Source organism: Psychromicrobium lacuslunae (assembly GCF_000950575.1).
GTDB lineage: Bacteria > Actinomycetota > Actinomycetes > Actinomycetales > Micrococcaceae > Renibacterium > Renibacterium lacuslunae.
Map to the genome: position 1 here is coordinate 1,745,280 of NZ_CP011005.1, position 21,469 is coordinate 1,766,748.

The window sequence follows — 21,469 nt, forward strand, 5'->3', positions numbered from 1 at the left end:
CACCATCTCAAATATATGAAAGATCCCTTTAGTATTTACTACATGGAGATTCATCAGTTGCAGCTACTCCGCGAGCTCGACGAACTGGGTAGTGTGACCGCCGTCGCCGAGACACTTTTTGTTACCCCCTCCGCGGTTTCTCAGCAGCTCAGTCAGCTGCAACGCAGCGCCGGTATTCCGCTCACCCGCAAGGAAGGGCGGACCCTAGTGCTCACCGAAGCCGGGAAGGCTCTCGCCGAGGCTGGCGGACAGGTGATTCAGGCAATGGCTCAGGCCAGAGCGGCACTCGGCGCGCATCTGGAAGCGCCGAGTGGAACGGTGACTATCTCCGCCTTCCACAGCGCTGGGCAAACCCTCTACGGACCGTTACTTGCCAAGGTTCGCTCGGCCGGAGGGCCAAAACTCTTACTCGCCGATGAGGACGTAGCGGAGCAGGACTTTCCAGCGTTGACCGGCCGTTACGATCTGGTGCTGGCGCATCGAATGTCCCATGCCGAACCCTGGAAATCGGCCAATACCACGGTGCAGACCCTCGCCGAGGAACCTTTCGACGTCGCGCTGCCGCCGGGCCATCCGCTTGCCTCTCGAGCCTCCTTGCGGCCCCGAGATCTGATTCATGAGCCCTGGGCTACCTCACGAGAAGGCTACTCTCCAGCTGAGTTGCTCGGCGTGATTGCGATGCTGGCCGGCACCGCACCCGAAGTCATCCATCGGGTGAACGACTACGCCACAGTAGCCGCCATTGTGGCTGGGAGCGACGTTTTGGGCCTACTCCCCCGATATCTGGCCACCTCTGCACTACCCGCCGGAGTGACCTTGCGCCCGCTGGAAGGGATCACCACACGGCGCAAGATCGACCTACTCAGCCGCCCGGAGAGCCTGGCTCGCCGGTCGGTACAGATCGTCGCCGAGGCCTTACAAGAGGTGGTTACCGAGCTGGTGGCGAGCCGGGCTCCCCACGACTAGGTTTGCTGGTGCCCAGGCGCACCACCACGGCAATGCCCGCTACACAAAGCAAGAGCCCCACTATTTCCGCCCCGTTAGGCCACGGCTTGCCGAAGATCAGCACTTCGGCGGCTCGCACCACAAAGGGCACCGCAAGCGAGACAGTAGCGGTGAAGACCGCACCTTTTTCATGAATCAGCCGGTGCTGAATGATGTACACCGGAACGTAGATCAGCACGCCAAGCACAAAAAACCATAGCCAATCGATTGGCGCTATGCTCAGGAATCCGGCCAGTGAACCGTTTACCGCCATCACTAACAGCAGCACGACGGTGCCAAAACAGAAAATGCCAAGCAGCAGATCGCTCGGCTTGTGTCCCTTCGAAATGCCCGCGTAGTGCTGGCCGTAGAGCGCGATTGAGCACACCGCGAGCAGCGCGGCAGCCACGCCCCAAAGCCAGGTACTCTGATCGGTCGCCGAGCTGTCAAATGAACCCAAAACATAAATCGCTGCCCCGGCCACTGCCACGAGGACCGCAGTTACGGCCATCCAACCCGAGCGCTGCCGGAAGAACAGCACCCCGAAGACCAAGGAGAGCGCTGGTGCCATCGCGATTACGAGGTTTGTCACCGAAGTGCCCACCGAGGAAATCGCGTAGAGCGAGAACAGCGCATAGATCGATACCCCGAGCAGACCCGAAATCAGCAAGGCGAGCGGGCGATGCACCACCATGGCTACCGAACGTTGCAGCGCTCCCCGGCTGCGCAGCGCAATCAATAACAGTCCGAGGCAGCTAAAAAGTGATCGTCCGGCGGCCACCGTTTGTGCCTCATTGTGTTCTACTAGGACCCCGGAGAGGATCCAGGTGGCGGCCAATAGCAGCGCCAGCGCGCAGCACATCGCTAGCACTGCGGCTCGGCTGAGGCCTGGTTGCTGTTCGCCCGGCTGAACCTGCTTCGGTTCGGGCTGGCCCGGGTGGCTCCCGCTAGCCACTGTGCCCCCGAGCTCGCCCGGCTGCTCTCCGCCTATGTCTCCGCTCATGCCGGATCCGGGACACCTTCGACGAAGCGGGACATCGCCAGGTTACCGGCGGTCAGCCCGCCGTCGGCCACCAAGGAGGCCCCGTTCACTGCCCGAGACTGCTCGGAAGTAAGGAAAAGCGCCAGCTCAGCGATCTGCTCCGGCTCGGCGACATCCCCGGAGGGATACCATTGGCGCAGAATCTCAAAGGTTTGCGGATTCGCCGCCACTTGTTCCGCCCAAGCCGGGGTCTTAATGGTGCCCGGAACAATGGCGTTACAGCGGATGCCCTGGGGCGCGTACTGCACCGCTATGCTCCTAGTCAGTGAGAGCAGCGCGGCTTTGGCAGCACTGTAAGGCGGATGACCATAAAAACCGACAGCGTTCACCGAGGAAATATTGACGATGCTGCCGCGGCCCGCCGCCACCATCTGACGCAGGGCTGCCCGGCTGCAACTCACCGCGCCCTCGACAATAATGCTGTAGTCGCTGCGCCATTGCTCGAGCCCGGTGTCAATAAAGCTGTGCGGGATAGCGCACGGCTTGATCGCGTTATTCACCAAGATGCTGCAAGCACCGAGCTCGGCGGCGATCCAGTCGAAGACCTCGTTGACCGCCGCTTCGTCAGCGACATCCAGCTCACGCCAATATACGGTTCCGTTGCCCGCAGCAGTGCCCTGCGCCGCCCCGAGCTCGAACCGATCTGTGCTGCGTTTAGCTTCGGTAATGCCCGAGGCGGAGATGTCAGTTGCCACCACCACTGCTCCCTGCGCGGCTAAACGTTTCACCACCGGCAGGCCAAGACCGCCAGCGGCTCCAGTGACCAGCGCAATCTCACCCTGCATCGACGCGCTCATCAGAACACCACCGGCTGACCGTCGCTCCGCAAGGACTCGGTGGCGCCGGCCCCGGCCTGCACGGCGGCCAGCGCTGAACGGCCATTCCCGGCCTCAGGGTTCCCGGCGGCCAAGGCCTCCAGAAAGGCTGCCACAATGCGCGGATCAGCACCGGCATGACTACCCGCGGGGTGATGCACCCTGAGGGTTAGATCCGGCTGCTCGGAGTAACCCATAATTCGCTGGTTCCAGACTCGGATCTCCGAGCCCGGGCCGTCGCCAAAGTTCTCCAACCGGCCCCGATCGCCAATCACCGTGTAACTACGCCAGTAGTCCGGCGTGTAATGACACTGCTGATAAGTCGCCAGCACGCCGTTGCGCATCTGCAGGTTCACAATGCTCAGATCTTCGACATCGATCACGGCAGCTAGGTCCTCCCGATCGACCGGCGGCCAGCTGCGCAGATAGGCATCCCAATCGTGGTCAATGGAGGCTTTGGGTTGTGCCTGCGGATTCGGGAAGTACACGGTGCGATTGCCGAAGGCACTCACTCGCTCCGGCTCGGAACCAGAAAGATAGTTGATGACGTCTAAATCGTGGGTGCCCTTTTGCAAGAGCAGCGAGTTCACCCGGCTCCGATCAGCGTGCCAGTCCTTGAAAAAGAAATCCCCGCCGTGGCCGACGAAATGACGGCACCAGACGGACTTCACTTCGCCAATCAACCCATCGTCAATGGCCTTCCTGAGTGCCTCAACTATTGGCATGTACCGCATATTGTGACCGACAAAGAGTAGCTTCTGATTCTTCGCCGAGGCCGCCAGCACTGCCTCGGCCTGCGGCACCGTAATGGCCAAGGGTTTCTCTACATAGACAGCTTTCCCGGCGTTGAGCGCCAGCTCGGCGTGTTCGGCATGTAGATCGTCCGGGGTCAGGATCACCACGGCGTCCAGTTCCAGCTTGAGCAGTTCCGGCAGCGCCGAGACCACAATCAGTTCGCTGCCAAACCTCTCTTTCGCCAGCCGCTGCCGCTGCGGGTCTGGATCGCAGACCGCAACCACCTCGGACCCCAACTGGGCGTCGTCGAACAGCTCGGCAAATTTCGACCGAGCACCATAACCAACAATTCCAATCCGCATAGCAAGCTCCTGAGATGTTGTGAGGTGGGTGATCTTCGGCCGGCTCGTCGTTAGACGGTGGGCACCGAGGATTCGTGTTGCTGACCGGCGGCAAAGTACTCCACCAATTCGGCCGACAGCGCTGGCACGGTGCGAGCTCCGCCGTCAGATCGTAGCGATTCGGCGGCCAGGATCCCGGCCGCTACCGCTTCGCGCGCCGCCACCGGGTTCGTTTCGGTGACACCGCCGTCGGTAGCGAAGCGCAAGAACTCGGCGATCAGTGCTGGGTCCGCGCCGCCATGTCCGGCGTCGTCGTCACCGGCGATCTCGATCACCTCGTCCGGCTCCGGCAGGCTATGAGTGTGCCGACTAGTCCACACCTTGATCAGTTCCTCTGGGCCATCGCCGTAGTTCTCGATCCGCCCCTTGGTACCAATCACCGTGTAGTTCCGCCAGTAATCGGGGGTGAACATGCACTGCTGATAGGAGGCCAGCACGCCGTTATCGAGCACCATCTGCATCATCGAGATGTCCTCGACGTCGATTACCGGGTTGAGATCAGTTTGCGCCTCCGGCGGCCAATTCTCAGCCGAGAACCAATCCCCCATCCGGCGATCGGAATTGTCTCGCCGTGAAGACACCTGACCATAGACACTGAGCGAGCCAATGGCCGAAACCGAACGGGTGTAGCCACCAGCCAACCAGTGGATCACGTCAATATCGTGGGCACCTTTTTGCAGCAACAACGAGTTCACATTGGCGCGCTCGGCATGCCAATCCTTGAAATAATAATCGCCACCATTGCCAACGAAATGACGGCACCAGACCGCCTTGACCTCGCCAATCCGACCGGATTCAATCACCTCGCGCATTTGCCGAACTACCGGCATATGCCGCATATTGTGGCCAACATAAAGCCGAGTGCCGGTCCGGTATGCAGTTTCCAGAATCGCGTCGGCGGCTTCCAGGGAGATATCCAGCGGCTTCTCGCAGAACGTTGGAATTCCAGCCTCCAGCAGCGGGATCACCACCTCGGCGTGGGCAAAATCGGGAACCGTTACCAGGGCGGCGTCGACGCCGGAGGCGATGAACTCCGCTAGCTCGGCGGTGACCTTAGCCTGCGGCAGTTTTTTCGCTGCATCGGCCTGGCCACGCTCGCTAATGTCACACACCACGCTCACCGTGGAGCCCTCGCCCGGGCGTTCCAAATAACGCCAGAGCCCGGCCCTCAAGCCGAATCCCACAATTCCTATTTTCAGATCTTTTTCCGTACTGAGATCTTTGTCAGTCATGGTGTAACTTTCTCTCCAACTTCATTCCGTCGTTCCACATCGTTCACAATTCGTTCACAATTCGTTCGCGCCCCGCCGCCGAGTGTGCAGATCTACAGGTTTTGAACGGTTCATAACGTGTAGATCTGCACACTCGGCGGCGGGCAGCGTAGCTGATTTACCTCGCGCTGTCCCTAATAAAGAGCTGCCAGGGGAATTCCACGACGCCGCCTGTCACCGAGTTCTCCGAACCGCCGAGGGCGCGTTCAACCAGAATGCGCGCCAGCTCATCGAAGAACCCCACCGGGCCAACCGAGGTCAGGCTGGGAGCCATCGCCTCGCCCTCCAAGGTGTTACCGACCCCGACTACGTCAAGATCTTCACCCACCGTGATGCCGAGGCGTTGCGCCGCATTAATCGCGCTCATCGCGGCAAAGTCGGTGGTGGCATAAATCGCCGTCGGCCGGTCTGGCCGATCAAGTAAGCGCATAGCTGCTGCATAGGCACTCACCGGCGATCGATCAAAGGTTGCCAGGTACTCTTCCCGAAGCGGCAGTCCGGCCCTACGCAGCCCGTCGAGATAGGGCAGGAACCGAGCCGGGTCACGATTTTCCCGCGCCCGTTCAGTGGTCAAAATCGCTATCTTCTGATGCTTCGCCAGCAGGTGCTCCATCGCTAAAACACAGCCCGGGCCGGCCAGCGAGCGAATCACCTCGAAACCCCTAGGCTCAATCTGCTCATGGAACACCACCAGCTTCTTGCCCTGCCGAGCAAGTGCCTCAAGTTCGCCCTGCTGTCCATCCGCCACTGCATCAATGAACATCGCGTCCGCGTCATGGGTTTTCAGCACTCGGGCCCAGTCAGCGTCAGCGAGAATCATCGGCGTAATGCCCAAGGGCATCGCCCGGCGCTGTACCGCCTCAATTACGGCGAGCGCCCAGGGGTCCGAAAGCATCGTAAGCGAGAGCAGGATGGTCTCGGTTCGTCCGGTACGGATTTTCCGGGCGGCCAGATCAGGCGCGTAGCCCAACTCCTCAGCAGCTTCCCGGATCCGCACCGCCGTCTCGCTCGCGACGCCGCCGTTTCTTCCCGCAATACCTGACCTGCCGGAGAGGACATAGGAAACAGAAGCGGTGGAAACTCCGGCCCGCTGAGCAACCTGCTTAATCGTTACCCGGCCGCTCCGCGGCGCACCGGAAGCACTGTTCAACTCCATATCCCCCTCCTCTCCGGCAATCGTCAGCATCGAGCCGTTACTTGCCGGTCACTGGAACGTCAGCGGGCAACGCCTTCTGATACTCCTCACGAATCTTGTCGCCGCCGTCAGCCTTCCAGCGTTTCACCGCCTCAGCCAAATCGGAAACCTTCGATCGACCAGTGACAATATCTACGATCTTGTCTCGGAAAGCCGTCTGAATTTTCGCCCCAACCTTGGCGTTGGTATCCGAATAGGTGCCATTAGTTGGATTCCGCTGCGCGAATTCGAGTAATTTCTTTTCTTGTTCATAAATGTACTTTGTATCGTCAGGGAAGGCCGGATTGAACACCACATTTTCCGGACTGGACATAATATTCAAAGCACTCGCCAGACCGGGGATATCGGTTTGACCACTCGCGGTGAGCACCGGATTTCCGCCAGCATCAAGGGTATAGTCCTTGCCCTTCTCACCGTAGTTCTTCTGCATATATTCCACCGTACCAAAAGGCGCGGAGAGGTAATTGATCAGCGAAAGCAATTCTCGGATTTTCGACTCATCAGCGGTCTTGAAAGCAGTGAACCCGACGGTGCCATAACCCATATCGTAGGTCGGCTTACCACCTTTAACGGCTGCAAATGGGACCAAGATTTCGGTTTGCGCGGCCGCGCTCAATGTCCGGTAGCGTCGGATGTCGTGCGGCCCGACAATGACCTGGGCCGCTACCGAGCCGCTAACAATGCGGTTCGAAATATCGGTGGCATTCACATTCGGATAGAAAACCCCGGCGGCAAAAAGCTTGGCCGCATATTCCAAACCGGCACGGTACTCATCGGTCTCATAGAGGTGAGTTAGGGTGCGGTCCTTATTCACCGCCCAGCTGTTCGGTGCACCGTACCACTCGGTGAACATATGCAGCATATTGATATAGGCCGGCTCCAAGGCATATTTGCCTTCCTTCGGCCGAGTGAGTTCCTTGACCTTGGCGAAGAACTCGTCGGCGTCGTTAGCGGTGAGCCCACCGACCGCTGCCCAGCTCGCCTTATTACCTGCCATCACTTGACCGAAAGGAGTGCTCGGAATCGGGGCACCCCAGATCTTGCCGTTGACCACAGCGGTTTTCCAGGAATCCGGTTTGAGCGCGGCGAGGTTAGAGTACTCCAACACGGCATCGCCAGAGAGATACTTGGTCAAGTCCTGGAATTTCGCTTCCAACATGGGACCGACGTTCGGGATGCCTTGGTTCGGTGGCACCCACATCATGTCCGGAAGTGTGTCGCTGGCCAGGATGGTTGCGAACTTCGCCGGGTAGCCATCGCCGACGTCCTCGGCAATCTGCAGATCGAGAGTGCCGCCGAGCGCGGTATTGAGTCGGCCCCAGAAGGGGTTGTCCACCATGGCCGGCGACATGGTTTCAAAGGTCTCGGTGAGACCGGTGACCTTGCCCTTCAAAGGCGGCCCAGAGACCGAAGTCACCAACTCGCCCGGAGCCTTGAGAAAGCCCGCCTGCAAGCCCTGCGCATTACCCGGCAGATCCGCGGTGACCTTGGTGAATTCCTTATAGGTCGGCAGCGTGACTTTAGCGGAGGCATCCGCGCCACCGCCACCGTTGCCACCGCTGCCACAGGCGGTCAACGTGCCACCCAGGGTCAGCGCGGTCACCGAAAGCCCGGCTAGGCCCAGAAAACCTCGTCGATTAAAGCCAGCTGAGCTAATGGAACCTTGGCTTATCTTGTCGGTCGCCATGGCAACCCCTTTCTTCTGATGGAACTGCGAGTGAAATTGCTATCGCTAGCCGGGGCTAGCCCTTGATAGCGCCGGTAATGACGCCCTTATTGAAGTGTTTTTGGATGAAGGGATAAATCAGCAGAATGGGCACCAGCGCCACCACCACCACGGCCATCTGCATGGACTGCGGCGGCGGAGCGGTGCTGACGCCGAGTTGATCGGCCAGCGAGCCGCCCTGCACCACGAAGTTCCGCAACACCAGTTGCACCGGGTAGAGCGTCTTGTCATTGATGTAGAGCAGGGCGTTGAAGAAGGCGTTCCAGAAGCCGACCGCGTAGAACAGCCCAACGACGGCGATCACGGCTTTGGAGAGCGGCAGCACGATTCGCCACAAAATGGTGAAGTCGCTGGCCCCGTCCACCTTGGCGCTTTCGATCAGTTCCTGCGGCAGCCCCATGAAGAAGGAACGCATCACCACAAAGTTGAAGGCGACGAAGATGCCGGGCAGGATCAGCGACCAAATGGTGTTCAGCAGCCCGAGCTGTTTGATCATCAGGAACATCGGGATCAGACCGGGCGCGAACAGCAGGGTGAAGAGCACTAAGAGCAGTGCGGGCCGCGAGAAAAGCACCGGGCGGCTGGTGGCATAGGCCATCGTAATGGTGACGAAGAGCGCGAGCGCAGTACCGATCACCGTCACAAAGGTGCTGACGCCGAGCGCGCGGATCATGAAAGCGCTGCTGAAAATGGTCTGGTAAGCCTGAAAGGTAGGTCGCTCCGGCCAGAGCACGTAGCCGCCAGAAGAAATCAATTGTTTGTCATCCGCCAGCGAGGTGGAGACCACCAGCAGCAACGGCACCAAAATAGAAAGCGAAATCAGGCCAATGATGACTGACTTGAGCAGTTGGTAGCCGATTGATGGCTTCTCTTTCCACGCCGGCCGCTTTGAGTTGTAAGTCAGGCCTTCGCTACGGGCTCGGCGCTTCGCGGTCATTTTTGTGATTTCTGTCAGCGTGCTCATCGTGCGTTCTCCTTCGCCAAGCGGCGGGCCTTGCGTGAGTTGTTCTTGGCGATCTTGGGTGCTGATTGGAAGATGCCCGACTCACCGAAGCGATGGGCGACCTTATTGGCGATGTAGATCAAAATCGCACCAACGACGCCCTTAGCCAGACCGGCCGCGGCTCCAGAACTCCAACCACCGCCAACCACTCCGGAGAAGTAGGTAAAGGTGTCGAGCACTTCAGCAGCTCCCGGGCCCACCGCGTCTCGTTGTAAGAGGAACTGTTCGAATCCGACGCTGAGAATATCTCCGATTCGCAGGATGAGCAGCAAGATGATCACCGCACGCAGCCCCGGCAGGGTAACGTGCCACATTCTGCGCCAACGCCCTGCGCCGTCGGCCGCGGCCGCCTCGTAGAGCGAGGTATCGATCTGGGCGAGTGCGGCCAGGAAGATAATCATTGCCCAGCCGGCGTCTTTCCAAACCAGTTGAATGGTGGAGAGCAAGGGGAAGGTGTCCGGGTTAGTCATGAACGGGACGACGTCGAGACCCCATTGTCGGAGCAGATTATTCACCAGGCCTGCGCCGCCAAGCATTTGTTGGAAGAGCGCTATCACCAGCACCCAAGACAGGAAATGCGGTAAATACACCACACTCTGGAACCAGCGGCGCAGTTTCGAACTCATCAGCGAGTCCACGATCAAGGCCAAGCCGAGCGGCACTGGGAAGAAGAGCACCAGCTGCCAGACCGCTAACACCAGGGTGTTCCGCAGCGCCGTCCAGAAGTCCGGGTTATCGAAGAGATCGATGAAGTTCTGCCAGCCCACCCAATCGCTATTGCCGATGCCGAGGAACGGTTGGTAGTCCTGGAAGGCGATCACATTGCCCAGGATCGGGACATAGAAGAACAGCAGCAGGAACAGCAGCCCCGGCACCATCAGCAAGAGCATCCGCCAATCGCGTTTGAATCTGGTTCGCAATGGCAGCTTGCTGGGTTTTTCGCGCTTCCTCAGGGCGGCGGTCGACATTCGGGCCGGTCCCCTCTCTGCTAGATGTCAGCCGTAGTGACTCAGCTCACAGTCTGTTAATCGTTTAACAAACCATAAAGAAGTTTGGGGAAGATTGCAAGATATTGATTGAAATTGACCGTTACGATCATGTTTCATCATGATTTCAGGCGGCGTGCCCGCAGCTCAGCTCGGTAACGAGGACCGGGATTCTGACTTCTCAGGGCAAACCAGACCGAACTTCAGGCTCTTGCCGCGTCCAAGCCGGGCTCGGACCTCTTAGACGCGGGCGAGCCCAAAGCCAGGCGTGAGGGAGGTCAACCAGTGCGGTTGAATCCGGGAACTCCTCCCATCAAGTTCGGAGATAAGCACCGTATAAGCACCTGATAGCGTGCAGACCTCCGAATTCGACGGAGCTGCCCCTGCCGCCGGTATACCAAGACATCCATCCCGCGATCTCGCCGAGTGTGCAGATCTACACCTTAAAACGACCTCAGAAGGTGTAGATCTGCACACTCGGCGAGAAAGGGACGTGGAAGCGGAAAGTGACGCAGCTCGGTGCGGTCAGTCAGACTCCGGGGCCAGCACGAGCAGGCTAGCGTCGTCGGCTTTTTCGCCGATCTCACGCTGATGGCGGCGCAGCTCAGTCATCAATTGTTGCGCGGCTAGCGGATCGCTCGCGGTTTCCAAAAACTCTGCCGGACCGCCGACCAAGCCCAGATCCACTGCTCGCCAGGCTCCGTCGCTCGCCATCACCAGACGTTCCGGAAAACCACATTGCACTACCAAGGCGTGGTCAGCTGCCTCAGGTTCGCGCCGCGCCACCCAGAGCCCCTCCGGGCTGTTCCGCCGACGTCGCGAGGCGGCCAGCTCTTCGAGCGTCCAGGACGCCCCAGGGTCGGCCAGAGAAGAAATGACATGCCGCAGGCCACCGCCCCGCTCCTGGACCACGACATGACAATCGGCGAGTGAGAGCACTTCGACACCGTCCGGACGGAGCTGAGCGAGCGAGAGCGCTGCCGAAGGAAACCGAATCGACTCGGAGCCTACCAGGGATCCGGCTTGCCGATCGATGCCCTGCAAGGCTCGGCCTAGGAGCTCGCGGGCGCCGAATTCTTGGCCTGCAACCGGCCCTATCGAGCTCTCCGCAGCGGCCAATTCAATGTTCAACGCGGCCGCCAGCCAGGCCGGATCGGTCGAGGCCGGCAAGCCGAGCGGTTCAAGTACCGAGGTGGCACCGTCAATCATCCAGGCCAGGCCACCGGCAAAGCCGCAAGCGTCCTCCATTGGATGATTATCACCCTCGGTCTGCACCCGAACGAGATGCCGCCAGCGCATGGGCACCGCCTCTCCTGGAACCCTCAAAGATAACCATCGAGTGTGCAGTTCTACATCTTAAAACCACTCACAAAGATGTAGAGCTGCACACTCGCGGAACGCGAAAGGTGCTGTTTCTGCTCAACTACCCCTCGACGCCGAGCGTCTTGAGGATCAGTTCTCGCACCCGAGCGGCATCGGCCTGGCCGCGGGTCACCTTCATCACGCCGCCGACAATCGCACCAACGGCCTGCACCTTGCCGCCACGGATCTTCTCGGCAACGTCCGGCTGAGCAGCCAGCGCCTCGTCAATAGCGGCTTGCAGTGCGCCATCGTCGGAGACAACCTCCAGGCCACGTGCGGCGACCACTTCGGTGGCGCTGCCTTCACCAGCCAGCACACCATCGAGTACATCGCGCGCCAGCTTGTCATTGATCTTGCCCGAGTCGATCAAGCCCTGCAGTTCGACCACCACAGCGGGACTGATGCCCAGCTCAGCGGGCTCGACCTCGGCCAGTTTGGCGCGGCGGGCAATCTCGCCCATCCACCACTTACGAGCCACCGCAGCAGAGGCCCCGGCGGTGATGGTCGCCTCAATTTCGTCAAGGATTCCGGCGTTCACCACATCACGGAACTCCAGATCGCTATAACCCCATTCAGCCTTCAGTCTCTTGCGACGTTCGGCCGGCGGTTCGGGCAATTGAGCGCGCAATTCCTCGACCCACTCCGGGGACGCCACCACCGGGACCAGATCTGGTTCCGGGAAGTAACGGTAATCATCGGCATCGGACTTAGGCCGACCGGAGGTGGTGGAACGAGTGTCCTCGTGCCAGTGCCGGGTCTCCTGCACAATCTTCTGGCCGGCATCAAGCACCCCGGCATGGCGTTCCATTTCAAAGCGCACAGCATGCTCAACGGCACGCAGCGAGTTCACATTCTTAGTCTCGGTCCGGGTGCCTAGCGTCGAGCTGCCCTTCGGCATCAGCGAAACGTTAGCGTCACAACGCACGTTTCCGCGTTCCATTCGAGCATCCGAAACACCCAGGTTCTTCACGATCTCGCGAATTGCCGCAACATATGCCTTGGCCAGTTCCGGAGCCCGCTCCCCCGCACCGAGAATCGGCTTGGTAACGATCTCCACCAGCGGCACACCAGCCCGGTTGTAATCCACCAGCGAGTAGTCAGCACCCTGAATTCGGCCAGTCGCGCCGCCCAGGTGAGTCAGCTTGCCGGCGTCCTCTTCCATGTGCGCACGCTCAATTTCGACCCGGAAAACGGTGCCATCGGAGAGCTCAATATCGAGGTACCCGTCGTAAGCGATTGGCTCATCAAACTGTGAGGTCTGAAAGTTCTTTGGGGTGTCCGGGTAGAAGTAATTCTTCCGGGCGAAACGGCAGAACTCGGCAATCTTGCAGTTCAGCGCCAGCCCGATTTTGATCGAGCTTTCGACAGCGGCCTTGTTCACCACCGGCAGCACGCCAGGCAAGCCCAGATCGACCTCGTTGACATTCGTGTTCGGCACATCACCGAAGGCATTCGGTGCCGAGGAGAACATCTTGGTCACGGTGTTCAGTTCAACGTGAACTTCAAAACCGAGTGCCGGATCGTAACGTTCCAGCACCTCGTCGAAGGGAACCAAAGTCTCTGTCATTATTTGCCTCCCAAATCAGGGGTGTGCAGCTGAGGAGTGTTTCCGGCGGATGCGCCGTTCAAAAGCGGTGCCTTATCAAGGATCGAGCCGCCCCAGGCTGCTTCATGCATGGCTTCCAAAGCAGCACCGACCCGGTAAAGCCGGGCATCTTCGCGGGCCGGAGCCAGCAGCTGAATACCGGAGGGCAGTCCATCTTCCTCGGCCAAGCCATTGGGCAGCGACATGCCGGGCACACCAGCCAGGTTCGCAGGGATAGTGGCAACGTCATTGAGGTACATCGCCAGCGGATCGGCCATCTTCTCACCGAACTTGAAGGCGGTGGTCGGGGCGGTCGGCGAAACCAGTACATCGGCTTGGCTGAAGGCGGCGTCGAAGTCGCGCTGGATCAGCGTCCGAACCTTCTGCGCCGAACCGTAGTAAGCGTCGTAGTAACCGGCCGAAAGTGCATAAACACCTAAGATGATGCGGCGCTTCACTTCCTCGCCGAAGCCGGCAGCGCGGGTCGCTCCCATCACTCGCTCAATGGTCAGCGGGCCATCCTTGGGCAGCTCGCGCAGGCCGAACCGGACGCCGTCGAACTTTGCCAGGTTACTGGAAGCCTCGGAGGGCAGAATCAGGTAGTAAGCGGCCAGCGCGTAGCTGAAACTGGGGCAGGAGACCTCCACGATCTCGGCACCAGCGCTGCGGAATAACTCCAGAGATTCCTGGAAACGAGCCTCAACGCCGGCCTGGTAGCCTTCGCCGCCGAGTTCCTTGATGACACCGAGTCGGACGCCGGAGAGATCGCCCAAAGCACCCTGCCGAGCGGCATCGACCAGCCCGGTACACGGGTCAGTCAACGAGGTGGAATCCTGCGGGTCGTGCCCGCCAATCACTTCGTGCAGCAGCGCCGCGTCCAGCACGGTCCGCGAGACCGGGCCGATCTGATCCAGCGAAGACGCCAGCGCGATCGCACCGTAACGGGAAACCCCGCCATAGGTCGGCTTCACCCCGACCGTGCCGGTCACCGCACCAGGTTGCCGAATCGAGCCACCGGTATCGGTGCCGAGGGCTAGCGGAGCCTCAAAGGCGGCGACGGCGGCCGCCGAACCACCGCCGGAACCACCGGGAATGCGCTCCAGATCCCAGGGATTGCGGGTCGGTCCGTAGGCCGAGTGCTCGGTTGAGGAACCCATTGCGAATTCATCGAGGTTTGTCTTGCCCAGAATTGGCATCCCGGCGGCGCGCAGTTTCTTCACTACGGTGGCGTCGTAGGGGCTGTGCCAGCCCTCAAGGATCTTGGAACCAGCGGTGGTCGGCTGACCGACGGTGACGATCATGTCCTTGACCGCGATCGGCACGCCGGCCAAATGATGCAGTTCTTCACCAGCGGCCCGCTTCTCATCGATGCCACGGGCGACGGCGAGCGCTTCTTCGGTATTGACGTGCAGGAAAGCGTGAATATCACCGTCTACTTCGGCAATCCGATCCAGTTGCGCCTGAGTCGCCTCGACGCTGGAGACTTCACCGGCAGCAAGCTTGCTGGCCAGCGCGTCGGCGGAGAGTTTTGTCAGTTCGTTCATTAGTCCTCCTCCAGAATCGCCGGAACCTTGAAGCGGCCGTCCTCGGCGTCCGGTGCCCCGGAGAGGGCCTGCTCTTGGCTGAGCAGTTGACCGACCACGTCCTCGCGCAGCACATTGCTGAGCGGAATCGGGTGTGAGGTCGCCGGTACTTCTGGCCCGGCAATCTCGCTCACGGATTTAACCGAATCGACGATGACGGCGAGCTCGCCAGCCATCCGGTCCAATTCGGCATCGGACATGTCAATATGCGCCAGCCGCGCGAGGTGCGCGACGTCGTCACGATTGATTTCAGTCATGGGACTCCCTGGAAAAAACAGCAGTGGTTCTTCCCTAGTCTAGCTAACCTGGTTATCCGAGATCACCAAGTTAGCTAGACTCGGGAAACAACTCCGAGGGCTGCGACCGATACGGAAAGTCAGCTCACACTTCCAGCCGGTAAACCCGCAGCCAGGCGAGCGTTTTTGGTTCGGTTTCCCGCTCCACCGTCCAGTCGCGCTCCGGGACGCGTTGGAAGCCGAGCGAACGGTAAAGCGCGTGAGCGCTGGTCCAATCGTCGCCGGTGCTCAGGCTGACCGCTTCAATGCCCGGCAGCGAACGGGCTACTTCGATCACCCCAGCGACCATCGCCCGGCCGATTCCGCCACGCTGCACCGCCGGATCGACCACCAAAATACGCATCAGCAACTCGCCGGGCAGCGCGATATCGGCAAAGGGCTCACCATAGCTAGCTAGCGTCACCGCGCCGACCAACTCGCCCTCTCGAAGTGCCACCCAGATTTGTGCCGCCTCTGCCCGCTCTGCGACGCGTTGGATTTGCTGCATATAGGGATGCTCAGCTGAGTCGAAATGGCCGGCGCTCAGGTAGGAATCACGGGTGATTCTGGCGATCTCCGGATAATCAGCAGGCTGCGCGGGTCTAAAGTCAATCACTAGACCCACAATGTCAGAGCAGCCGGGACCAGATCAATTTGCCTCGGCAACGCGCCGACACGTTCACCATCGGCATAGCTCACCAAGCTTTGGTTGCCGGGAAGTTCGGCTTCGATCCGCACCGAACGCACCCGGCGGATGCTCACCTCGGGCTCGCCGATATGACGTCCGGAGAACACTTTAGGGAAAAGCGCCACGAGCCGCAGTCGCGACATTGGGGCCACCACGAAGAGGTCGAGTTCACCGTCGCTCAGCTGGGCGTCGGGAGTAATTTTCATGCCACCGCCGAGAGATGTCCCGTTCGCGACCGCAATCAGCATTGCCTCAAGTTCCTCGGCTACTCCGTCGACCACCAGGCGATAGCGGATCGGCCGGAAAGTGGCCAGTTCGCGAACAATCGCCAAGTTGTACCGCTGCCTGCCCTTGGGCCAGCGCCAGCCGTTCGCCCGTTCATTCACCCGGGCGTCGAATCCAGCGGAAAAAGATACCGCAAAAAACTCTTCTTCGCGGTCTGAGGAGACTTTCCCCAGGTCAATGCTGAGGGGCTGCTGCGCGCCAGCCAGGAAGCGCTGCACCGCCGCCGGAATGTCACCCAGCGGCAGCCCGAGGCTACGCGCTGCGTCGTTGCCGGTGCCGACCGGGATCAGCCCCATTGGGGTCGGCGGAACTGCCTCACTGGCCAGCACGTTGACGCCTAGATGAACCATTCCGTCGCCACCCACCATCAGCAGCGCGTCGACGCCTTGCTGCACGGCTTGACGCACCGAGGCAGTGAGCGCTTGATAGTTGGTTTCCCGCAGCAGCACCGGCTGATGCCCAGCCGCGCGCAACAATTCGAGCACCCGCTCTCCGCTGCCCCGGCTGCTGCCGAAGGCCGCCTGCGGGTTGACCGCCACCGCGATCTTCATCGTGCCCTCTCCCGACGCTGCATGTTCCTCCACGATTCAAGTCCTGGCGCCGACAGAATTGCCAAGCTCAGCTTCAATGACGCACCATATTACGGGCTGAAGACCCGCTCAGCTAACGCGTGGAAAGGCCTTTTGTGACCCCTCAGTACCGCACGCACTATGAGGTGTTGCAGATTGCGGTCACCGCGACCCCGCAAGAGATCAAAACCGCCTACCGCAAAGCGGTCCGTACCGCGCACCCTGATCACGGCGGCAGTGCGGAAGAATTCCGGCAGCTCACCGAGGCGTATCAGATCCTGATCGACCCGGCAGCCCGGAAAAGCTATGACCGTTCCTATGCTGCCAGCGGCCCGGCAACGAAACCGAGCAGCGCCGCCCGCCCCAGCCCAGCGGCAAACACAGCAAGCGACCTACCTGTCTTTGTGCCGCCCTTTGAAACCGGCGGCGGGCAATTGCTCTCGCTCGAGCAAGCCAGCCGCCAAATCCACGGCGCTCCGCGCAAACGCGGACTCTTCGGTGCCCAAGCTCGCTTGGTTCGGGAGGCCCGCACCATTGAGCTGGTCCAGCAGCAGATCCTCAACCGTTTCCCGGCTGCCCGACTGCTCAATGGGCTACATTCCCCGGTGGACAACAGCTATCTCGACCATGTCGTGCTGATGGGACATCGACTCGCCGTACTCGGTTCGATGATGGTTCCCGAGGGTGCCTATCGCTGGAACGGCAATAGTTTGGTGCACGGTAGCCGGGGGGTGGAACCACCCAAGATCCTCTCCGCCGTGCACGCCCTAGGCAAAATTTTCCCCGACTGCACGGTCTCTGGCTGGATAGTGGTGCAAAGTCCGAGCGGTAACCCTTACCAACCGGTGATCGACCACAGTCGTGGCAATGAGCCCGACGGCGGCCCTGGACTGAGCGTGGTGGGCGCTGCCCGGCTCGGCCGCGAACTCGGCTCCTTCCTGAGTCTGGGCAGCGAGCCGAATGTGGTCGATCTCCGGGTGCTTTCCCGGCTGCTCGGCGGTATGTACTAGCCCCCCATCTACTAGCCCAGTTCAATGTCCGGATTCCTCCCGGATGTCCCATCGAATGTTGCTGGTGGTGCAAATGTCACCTCATTTCCGCATCTTCGGCCCATCCAGTCACATTGGCTGGGATAGCAGGCAAGAGCCGTAGACTGACTTGGTGTTTCGCATCTTGTTTTACACCCCAGAAATCCCCGGCAACACCGGAAATGCCATTCGACTTGCGGCCATTACCGGGGCTGAACTGCACTTGGTGAGACCCCTGGGCTTCGATTTGGAGGATTCCAAATTGCGCCGGGCCGGACTGGATTACCACGATCTGGCCGCGCTACACGTCCATCAGGACCTGCCCAGCGCCTGGACTGCCTTGGCCCCGGAACGGGTATTCGCCTTCACTTCCGACGGCGAGAAGTCTTATACCGATATCGCCTATCAGGAAGGCGATGTGCTGATGTTCGGCCCGGAATCAGTCGGCTTGCCCGCCGAAGTAAAGCAGCTGCCGCAGATTACCGCCCGGGTCCGGCTACCGATGCTGCCCGGTCTACGTTCCCTCAACTTAGCCAATTCGGCCTCCATCGCGCTTTACGAAGCCTGGCGGCAAAATGATTTTCGAGGTGCCCAACGATGAGCACCACAACCCATTCGAAGGGAACCATCAGCATGTCAGCACGCGATCCGGGTCTTGCCTTCACCGATGGTGCCTTGCAATTCGAATCCTGGTCGGAGACACTCTGGGACCCGGCAGCTCGCACCGTCGTGCAGCAAGCCGATTTGCAGCCGGGAGAAACCGTCCTCGACGCCTGTTGCGGCTCCGGCGCGGTCACCGTTCCCGCCGCTCAGGCGGTTGGCCCCGAAGGTTCGGTCGATGGCGTTGACCTCTCCTCCGGCTTGCTCGCCCTAGCCGGCAAAAAACTCGCCGCAGAGCGGATCCTGAACAGCACGCTGACCCACGCCGACGTCACCCAATGGCGCGGGCACCGCACCTACGACGCCGTGCTGTGCTCCTATTCGGTCTTCTTCTTCGCCCCGATGGACGAGGGTGTCGACCACCTAGTATCTCTGCTGCGCCCCGGCGGTCGGCTGGTACTCAACACCTGGGTCGCTGGCGCGCTATCGCCGCTCGCTGAACTCATCTTGCAGGCCGCCGTGATCGAACGCCCTCGATTGGCCAATGTGGTTCCGTTGGCTAACCACAATATGGAGATGATTTCCAGTGCCGAATTGCTGAGCAATTGGCTCGAGCAACGCGGCCTGAACTCGGTGCGGGTCAGCACCCACCCCCTGCAACTCAGCGTTAGCGCGGAGATGGCCTGGGCACTGGTAATGGGCAGCGGCTGGCGCACCCTATTGCCCCGGGACCCCGAGGCGATTGCTCGAGTACGTCAGAATTTCATTTCCTCGGTACTACAACTAGGCGAACCGGTGGCCTTTAACTCGGACACCTTAGTCGCCACCGCGATCAAGCCCTAAGCGCTCAAGTTAACGTGATGTCGCTCTGGGATCAGGCTTCTAGCGGTTTCGCGTACTGGCAGCGCGAACTATGGCAGCCGCTAGCGGATCAGCTAGTGGCTCAAGCACGACTGAAACCGGGCGAGCATGTCTTCGACGCCTGCTGTGGTACCGGCAGCTCCGCTTACCCGGCAGCACTTGCGGTTGGGGAATCGGGCCGGGTTGAGGCGGTCGACCTGTCGAAATCGATGATTGATCTAGCTCAAGAGAGTTGGCCGCCGCTGCCGCAATTGAGCTTCGCGGTCGGCGACCTCACGGGCTGCTCGGCCATCCGAAGCTATGATGCCGTGCTCTGCGGGTTCGGGCTGTTCTTCCTGGGCAGCCCAAACGAGGCGTTGGCACTGCTTAGCGCACAGTTGCGAAACGGCGGTCGGCTGGTGATGAGCAGCTGGCAGAACCGACCGTTCGAACCGCTCAGCAGCATCGTTGTCGAGGCCTTGGCCGAGCAGGGCGTCACGGTCCGTGCCAGCCCTGAAGTCCGCAATATCGGCGCAATGAATTCCGCCGCAAAACTTAGCGAGTTGCTCAACGTTGCAGGTTTCGGCGAGATTCAACTGACTTCGGTGCGTCACCGTCTGGAGCTCGACGCTGACTCCGGCTGGCAATTCGTACAAGGCAGTTTGCTGAGTTCCTCACTGCCTCAACAGCCGGCCGCACTAGCTAAGCTCCGCGAACGACTAAGCCCTGAGCTGGCAGGCCTTAGCATTCACGCCGATGCGTTGATCGCCAATGCGACTAAAACCAGCGCAAGCAAAACCCATGCTGGCAAAGGCTGAACTCACCGGCAACTAATCAGCGAACACTGAGCCATCCAGCCAGGCTACGGCTCCGAATACCAAGTGTTACAGGCATTAGTCGTGATTCTGTCAGGGGGTGGCCGGGTGTCAATCATGATCGACACTGTCCGGCTGCCAAGCAGCCAGGCCCGAATGCACCTAAACTTGAGGCTAATGGATACCCCACAAGAAGTTGATGTTCCCGACGGTGCTGAGCACGCTCAGCCTCAGCTAGCGGATCTCATCAATGCCACCGCGCGCCAAGACGAGGAAGCCTTCGCTGAGCTTTATCGAGTGTCCTCGCGTAAAGTTTTTGGTCTGGCTCGGCGGATACTGATTGATGCCGAGCTCGCTGAGGACACCACCCAAGAAGTTTATCTTCAGGTCTGGCAGAACGCCGCCCGGTTCGACCGCAATTCTGGCTCAGCCATGGCCTGGCTGATGACCATAACGCACCGTCGAGCGGTGGACAAAGTCCGTTCAAACCAGAGCGCGGTCAATCGCGAAGCACGTTATGGCGCGGCCAGCCAATCCATGGAGCACGACGAAGTGGCCGAAACGGTGAGCGATCGTCTTGATGCCGAAGCAGTGCTGAAATGTCTTGGCAATCTGACCGATACGCAGCAAGAATCGGTCAGATTGGCATACTACGGTGGGCTGACCTACCGGGAGGTCGCAGAAAAATTGGGGGCCGCCGTGCCGACGGTGAAATCACGAATTAGAGATGGATTGCAGCGCTTGAAGTCATGTTTGGAGGTGCGCTGAGATGAACGAAAATTTTGCTGAAGAGATTCGAAGCGACCTCGCCGAAGGCCGCGTACTCGAACTAGCTGAGTTGGTGGCTCTGAACGCTGTTGATGACGCCGAACGGGCATTGATTGACGATCATTTGCAGTCCGCCGATGAAGCCGTACGTCAAGACTTCGCGCGCAGGGTTCGTGAGACAGAAGAGACCCTAGCCGAGGCCTATGCCACTGCCGAGGCAGAGCCACCGCAAGGGCTATGGGACCAAATTCAGTCCAAGATCGCTGACCAAGCGAACTCGGTGCAGGCAGATACTGTTCAACTGCCAGATCCGGCGACCACGCCGCCGGAGCAACTCAAATCAGAAGCAATTCCAGGTTCGCTTTCGGACGCCGATGCGGCCCAGGGCGCAATTCCGGGCCGCGCCGCCGCAACTGACGAACTCGCCGCTCGTCGCAGCAAACGCACCGCACGGTCCTTGCGGGGCTGGCTAATCGGTGCGGTTGCCGCAGCCGCAGTGATCGTGGCGGGCAGCTTCGGGGTGAGTTCTTTGATCCAGGCTCAGGATCCGATCCATCAGGTGATCAGTGCCGCAGACAGCCGAATCAGTACAGTTCCGGTGCAGGGTGGCGGCGAGGCGAAGATCAATCTTTCCAGTTCGCGACAGGCAGCCGTGCTGCAAATGAGCGATGTGCCAGCGCCGCAGAGTGGAAGTACTTATCAGCTGTGGTTGATTCCGGTCGGTGGTGGCAAGCCTTCATCACTCGGTCTGATGAGTTCTGCCGATGACCTCGGTAAACCGGCTTTGGTGCAGAACGTGAAAACTGGCGAGACCTTGGCGATCACTGTCGAACCCGCTGGTGGTTCCGCTGAGCCGACCACGAAGCCAGTGATGGTCGCCCCGATCAGCCTCTGAGGAAAGCAGAAACTCTCA

Annotated in this window: 21 protein-coding genes; 7 read left to right on the forward strand and 14 right to left on the reverse strand. The window is 60.3% G+C overall.

Features of this window, described 5'->3' with window-relative positions; translation table 11 throughout:
* Positions 1-42 precede the first annotated feature (42 nt).
* On the forward strand, positions 43-966 hold the full coding sequence (locus UM93_RS08110; protein ID WP_045074898.1) for a LysR family transcriptional regulator: 924 nt from the start codon (positions 43-45) through the stop codon (positions 964-966).
* Here the strand turns inward: UM93_RS08110 and UM93_RS08115 are convergent.
* From UM93_RS08115 to UM93_RS08180, 14 genes are all read right to left on the reverse strand, one after another.
* On the reverse strand, positions 929-1,987 hold the full coding sequence (locus UM93_RS08115) for a DMT family transporter (protein ID WP_045074900.1): 1,059 nt from the start codon (positions 1,985-1,987) through the stop codon (positions 929-931). The genes UM93_RS08110 and UM93_RS08115 overlap by 38 nt on opposite strands.
* Complete coding sequence (locus tag UM93_RS08120) at positions 1,984-2,823, reverse strand: SDR family oxidoreductase (protein WP_052663690.1); 840 nt, start codon at positions 2,821-2,823, stop codon at positions 1,984-1,986. The genes UM93_RS08115 and UM93_RS08120 overlap by 4 nt, the downstream gene beginning before the upstream one ends.
* Positions 2,823-3,938 (reverse strand): Gfo/Idh/MocA family protein, encoded by a 1,116-nt coding sequence (locus UM93_RS08125; protein ID WP_045074901.1) that lies wholly within the window; start codon positions 3,936-3,938, stop codon positions 2,823-2,825. The genes UM93_RS08120 and UM93_RS08125 overlap by 1 nt, the downstream gene beginning before the upstream one ends.
* A gap of 50 nt (positions 3,939-3,988) precedes the next feature.
* Complete coding sequence (locus UM93_RS08130; protein WP_045074903.1) at positions 3,989-5,209, reverse strand: Gfo/Idh/MocA family protein; 1,221 nt, start codon at positions 5,207-5,209, stop codon at positions 3,989-3,991.
* A 157-nt stretch (positions 5,210-5,366) separates the two neighbouring features.
* The gene (locus tag UM93_RS08135; protein ID WP_045074905.1) at positions 5,367-6,404 is read right to left on the reverse strand and encodes a LacI family DNA-binding transcriptional regulator; all 1,038 of its coding nucleotides are present in this window, start codon (positions 6,402-6,404) and stop codon (positions 5,367-5,369) included.
* A 37-nt stretch (positions 6,405-6,441) separates the two neighbouring features.
* Complete coding sequence (locus tag UM93_RS08140) at positions 6,442-8,130, reverse strand: type 2 periplasmic-binding domain-containing protein (RefSeq protein WP_045074906.1); 1,689 nt, start codon at positions 8,128-8,130, stop codon at positions 6,442-6,444.
* 55 nt (positions 8,131-8,185) lie between these two features.
* Entirely contained in the window at positions 8,186-9,133 is a 948-nt protein-coding gene (locus UM93_RS08145; protein WP_082057062.1) for a carbohydrate ABC transporter permease, read from the reverse strand.
* The gene (locus tag UM93_RS08150) at positions 9,130-10,140 is read right to left on the reverse strand and encodes an ABC transporter permease (RefSeq protein ID WP_045074907.1); all 1,011 of its coding nucleotides are present in this window, start codon (positions 10,138-10,140) and stop codon (positions 9,130-9,132) included. The genes UM93_RS08145 and UM93_RS08150 overlap by 4 nt, the downstream gene beginning before the upstream one ends.
* Positions 10,141-10,683: 543 nt before the next feature.
* Complete coding sequence (locus UM93_RS08155) at positions 10,684-11,457, reverse strand: hypothetical protein (protein ID WP_045074908.1); 774 nt, start codon at positions 11,455-11,457, stop codon at positions 10,684-10,686.
* A 124-nt stretch (positions 11,458-11,581) separates the two neighbouring features.
* Positions 11,582-13,087, reverse strand: coding sequence for an Asp-tRNA(Asn)/Glu-tRNA(Gln) amidotransferase subunit GatB (gatB, locus tag UM93_RS08160; protein WP_199921821.1), 1,506 nt, complete (start codon positions 13,085-13,087; stop codon positions 11,582-11,584).
* Complete coding sequence (gatA, locus tag UM93_RS08165) at positions 13,087-14,649, reverse strand: Asp-tRNA(Asn)/Glu-tRNA(Gln) amidotransferase subunit GatA (protein ID WP_045074912.1); 1,563 nt, start codon at positions 14,647-14,649, stop codon at positions 13,087-13,089. The genes gatB and gatA overlap by 1 nt, the downstream gene beginning before the upstream one ends.
* Complete coding sequence (gatC, locus tag UM93_RS08170; protein ID WP_045074913.1) at positions 14,649-14,945, reverse strand: Asp-tRNA(Asn)/Glu-tRNA(Gln) amidotransferase subunit GatC; 297 nt, start codon at positions 14,943-14,945, stop codon at positions 14,649-14,651. The genes gatA and gatC overlap by 1 nt, the downstream gene beginning before the upstream one ends.
* A 124-nt stretch (positions 14,946-15,069) precedes the next feature.
* The gene (locus UM93_RS08175) at positions 15,070-15,579 is read right to left on the reverse strand and encodes a GNAT family N-acetyltransferase (RefSeq protein WP_234399407.1); all 510 of its coding nucleotides are present in this window, start codon (positions 15,577-15,579) and stop codon (positions 15,070-15,072) included.
* On the reverse strand, positions 15,579-16,520 hold the full coding sequence (locus UM93_RS08180; protein ID WP_234399408.1) for a diacylglycerol/lipid kinase family protein: 942 nt from the start codon (positions 16,518-16,520) through the stop codon (positions 15,579-15,581). Before UM93_RS08180 ends, UM93_RS08175 begins: the two co-directional genes overlap by 1 nt.
* Before the next feature lie 101 nt (positions 16,521-16,621).
* Here UM93_RS08180 and UM93_RS08185 point away from each other — a divergent pair, with 101 nt between their 5' ends.
* From UM93_RS08185 to UM93_RS08210, 6 genes are all read left to right on the forward strand, one after another.
* The gene (locus tag UM93_RS08185; RefSeq protein WP_045074918.1) at positions 16,622-17,515 is read left to right on the forward strand and encodes a J domain-containing protein; all 894 of its coding nucleotides are present in this window, start codon (positions 16,622-16,624) and stop codon (positions 17,513-17,515) included.
* A 151-nt stretch (positions 17,516-17,666) separates the two neighbouring features.
* Positions 17,667-18,134 (forward strand): tRNA (cytidine(34)-2'-O)-methyltransferase, encoded by a 468-nt coding sequence (locus UM93_RS08190; protein ID WP_045074920.1) that lies wholly within the window; start codon positions 17,667-17,669, stop codon positions 18,132-18,134.
* On the forward strand, positions 18,131-18,976 hold the full coding sequence (locus UM93_RS08195; protein WP_052663691.1) for a class I SAM-dependent methyltransferase: 846 nt from the start codon (positions 18,131-18,133) through the stop codon (positions 18,974-18,976). Before UM93_RS08190 ends, UM93_RS08195 begins: the two co-directional genes overlap by 4 nt.
* A 17-nt stretch (positions 18,977-18,993) precedes the next feature.
* The gene (locus UM93_RS08200) at positions 18,994-19,791 is read left to right on the forward strand and encodes a class I SAM-dependent methyltransferase (protein WP_045074922.1); all 798 of its coding nucleotides are present in this window, start codon (positions 18,994-18,996) and stop codon (positions 19,789-19,791) included.
* Between the two features lie 174 nt (positions 19,792-19,965).
* Positions 19,966-20,556: an ECF RNA polymerase sigma factor SigK gene (gene sigK, locus UM93_RS08205; RefSeq protein ID WP_045074923.1), complete on the forward strand. Its 591-nt coding sequence runs from the start codon at positions 19,966-19,968 to the stop codon at positions 20,554-20,556.
* A gap of 1 nt (position 20,557) precedes the next feature.
* A complete protein-coding gene (locus tag UM93_RS08210; RefSeq protein ID WP_045074924.1) occupies positions 20,558-21,451 on the forward strand; it encodes an anti-sigma factor in 894 nt (297 codons plus the stop codon).
* The last annotated feature ends 18 nt before the right edge of the window (positions 21,452-21,469 follow it).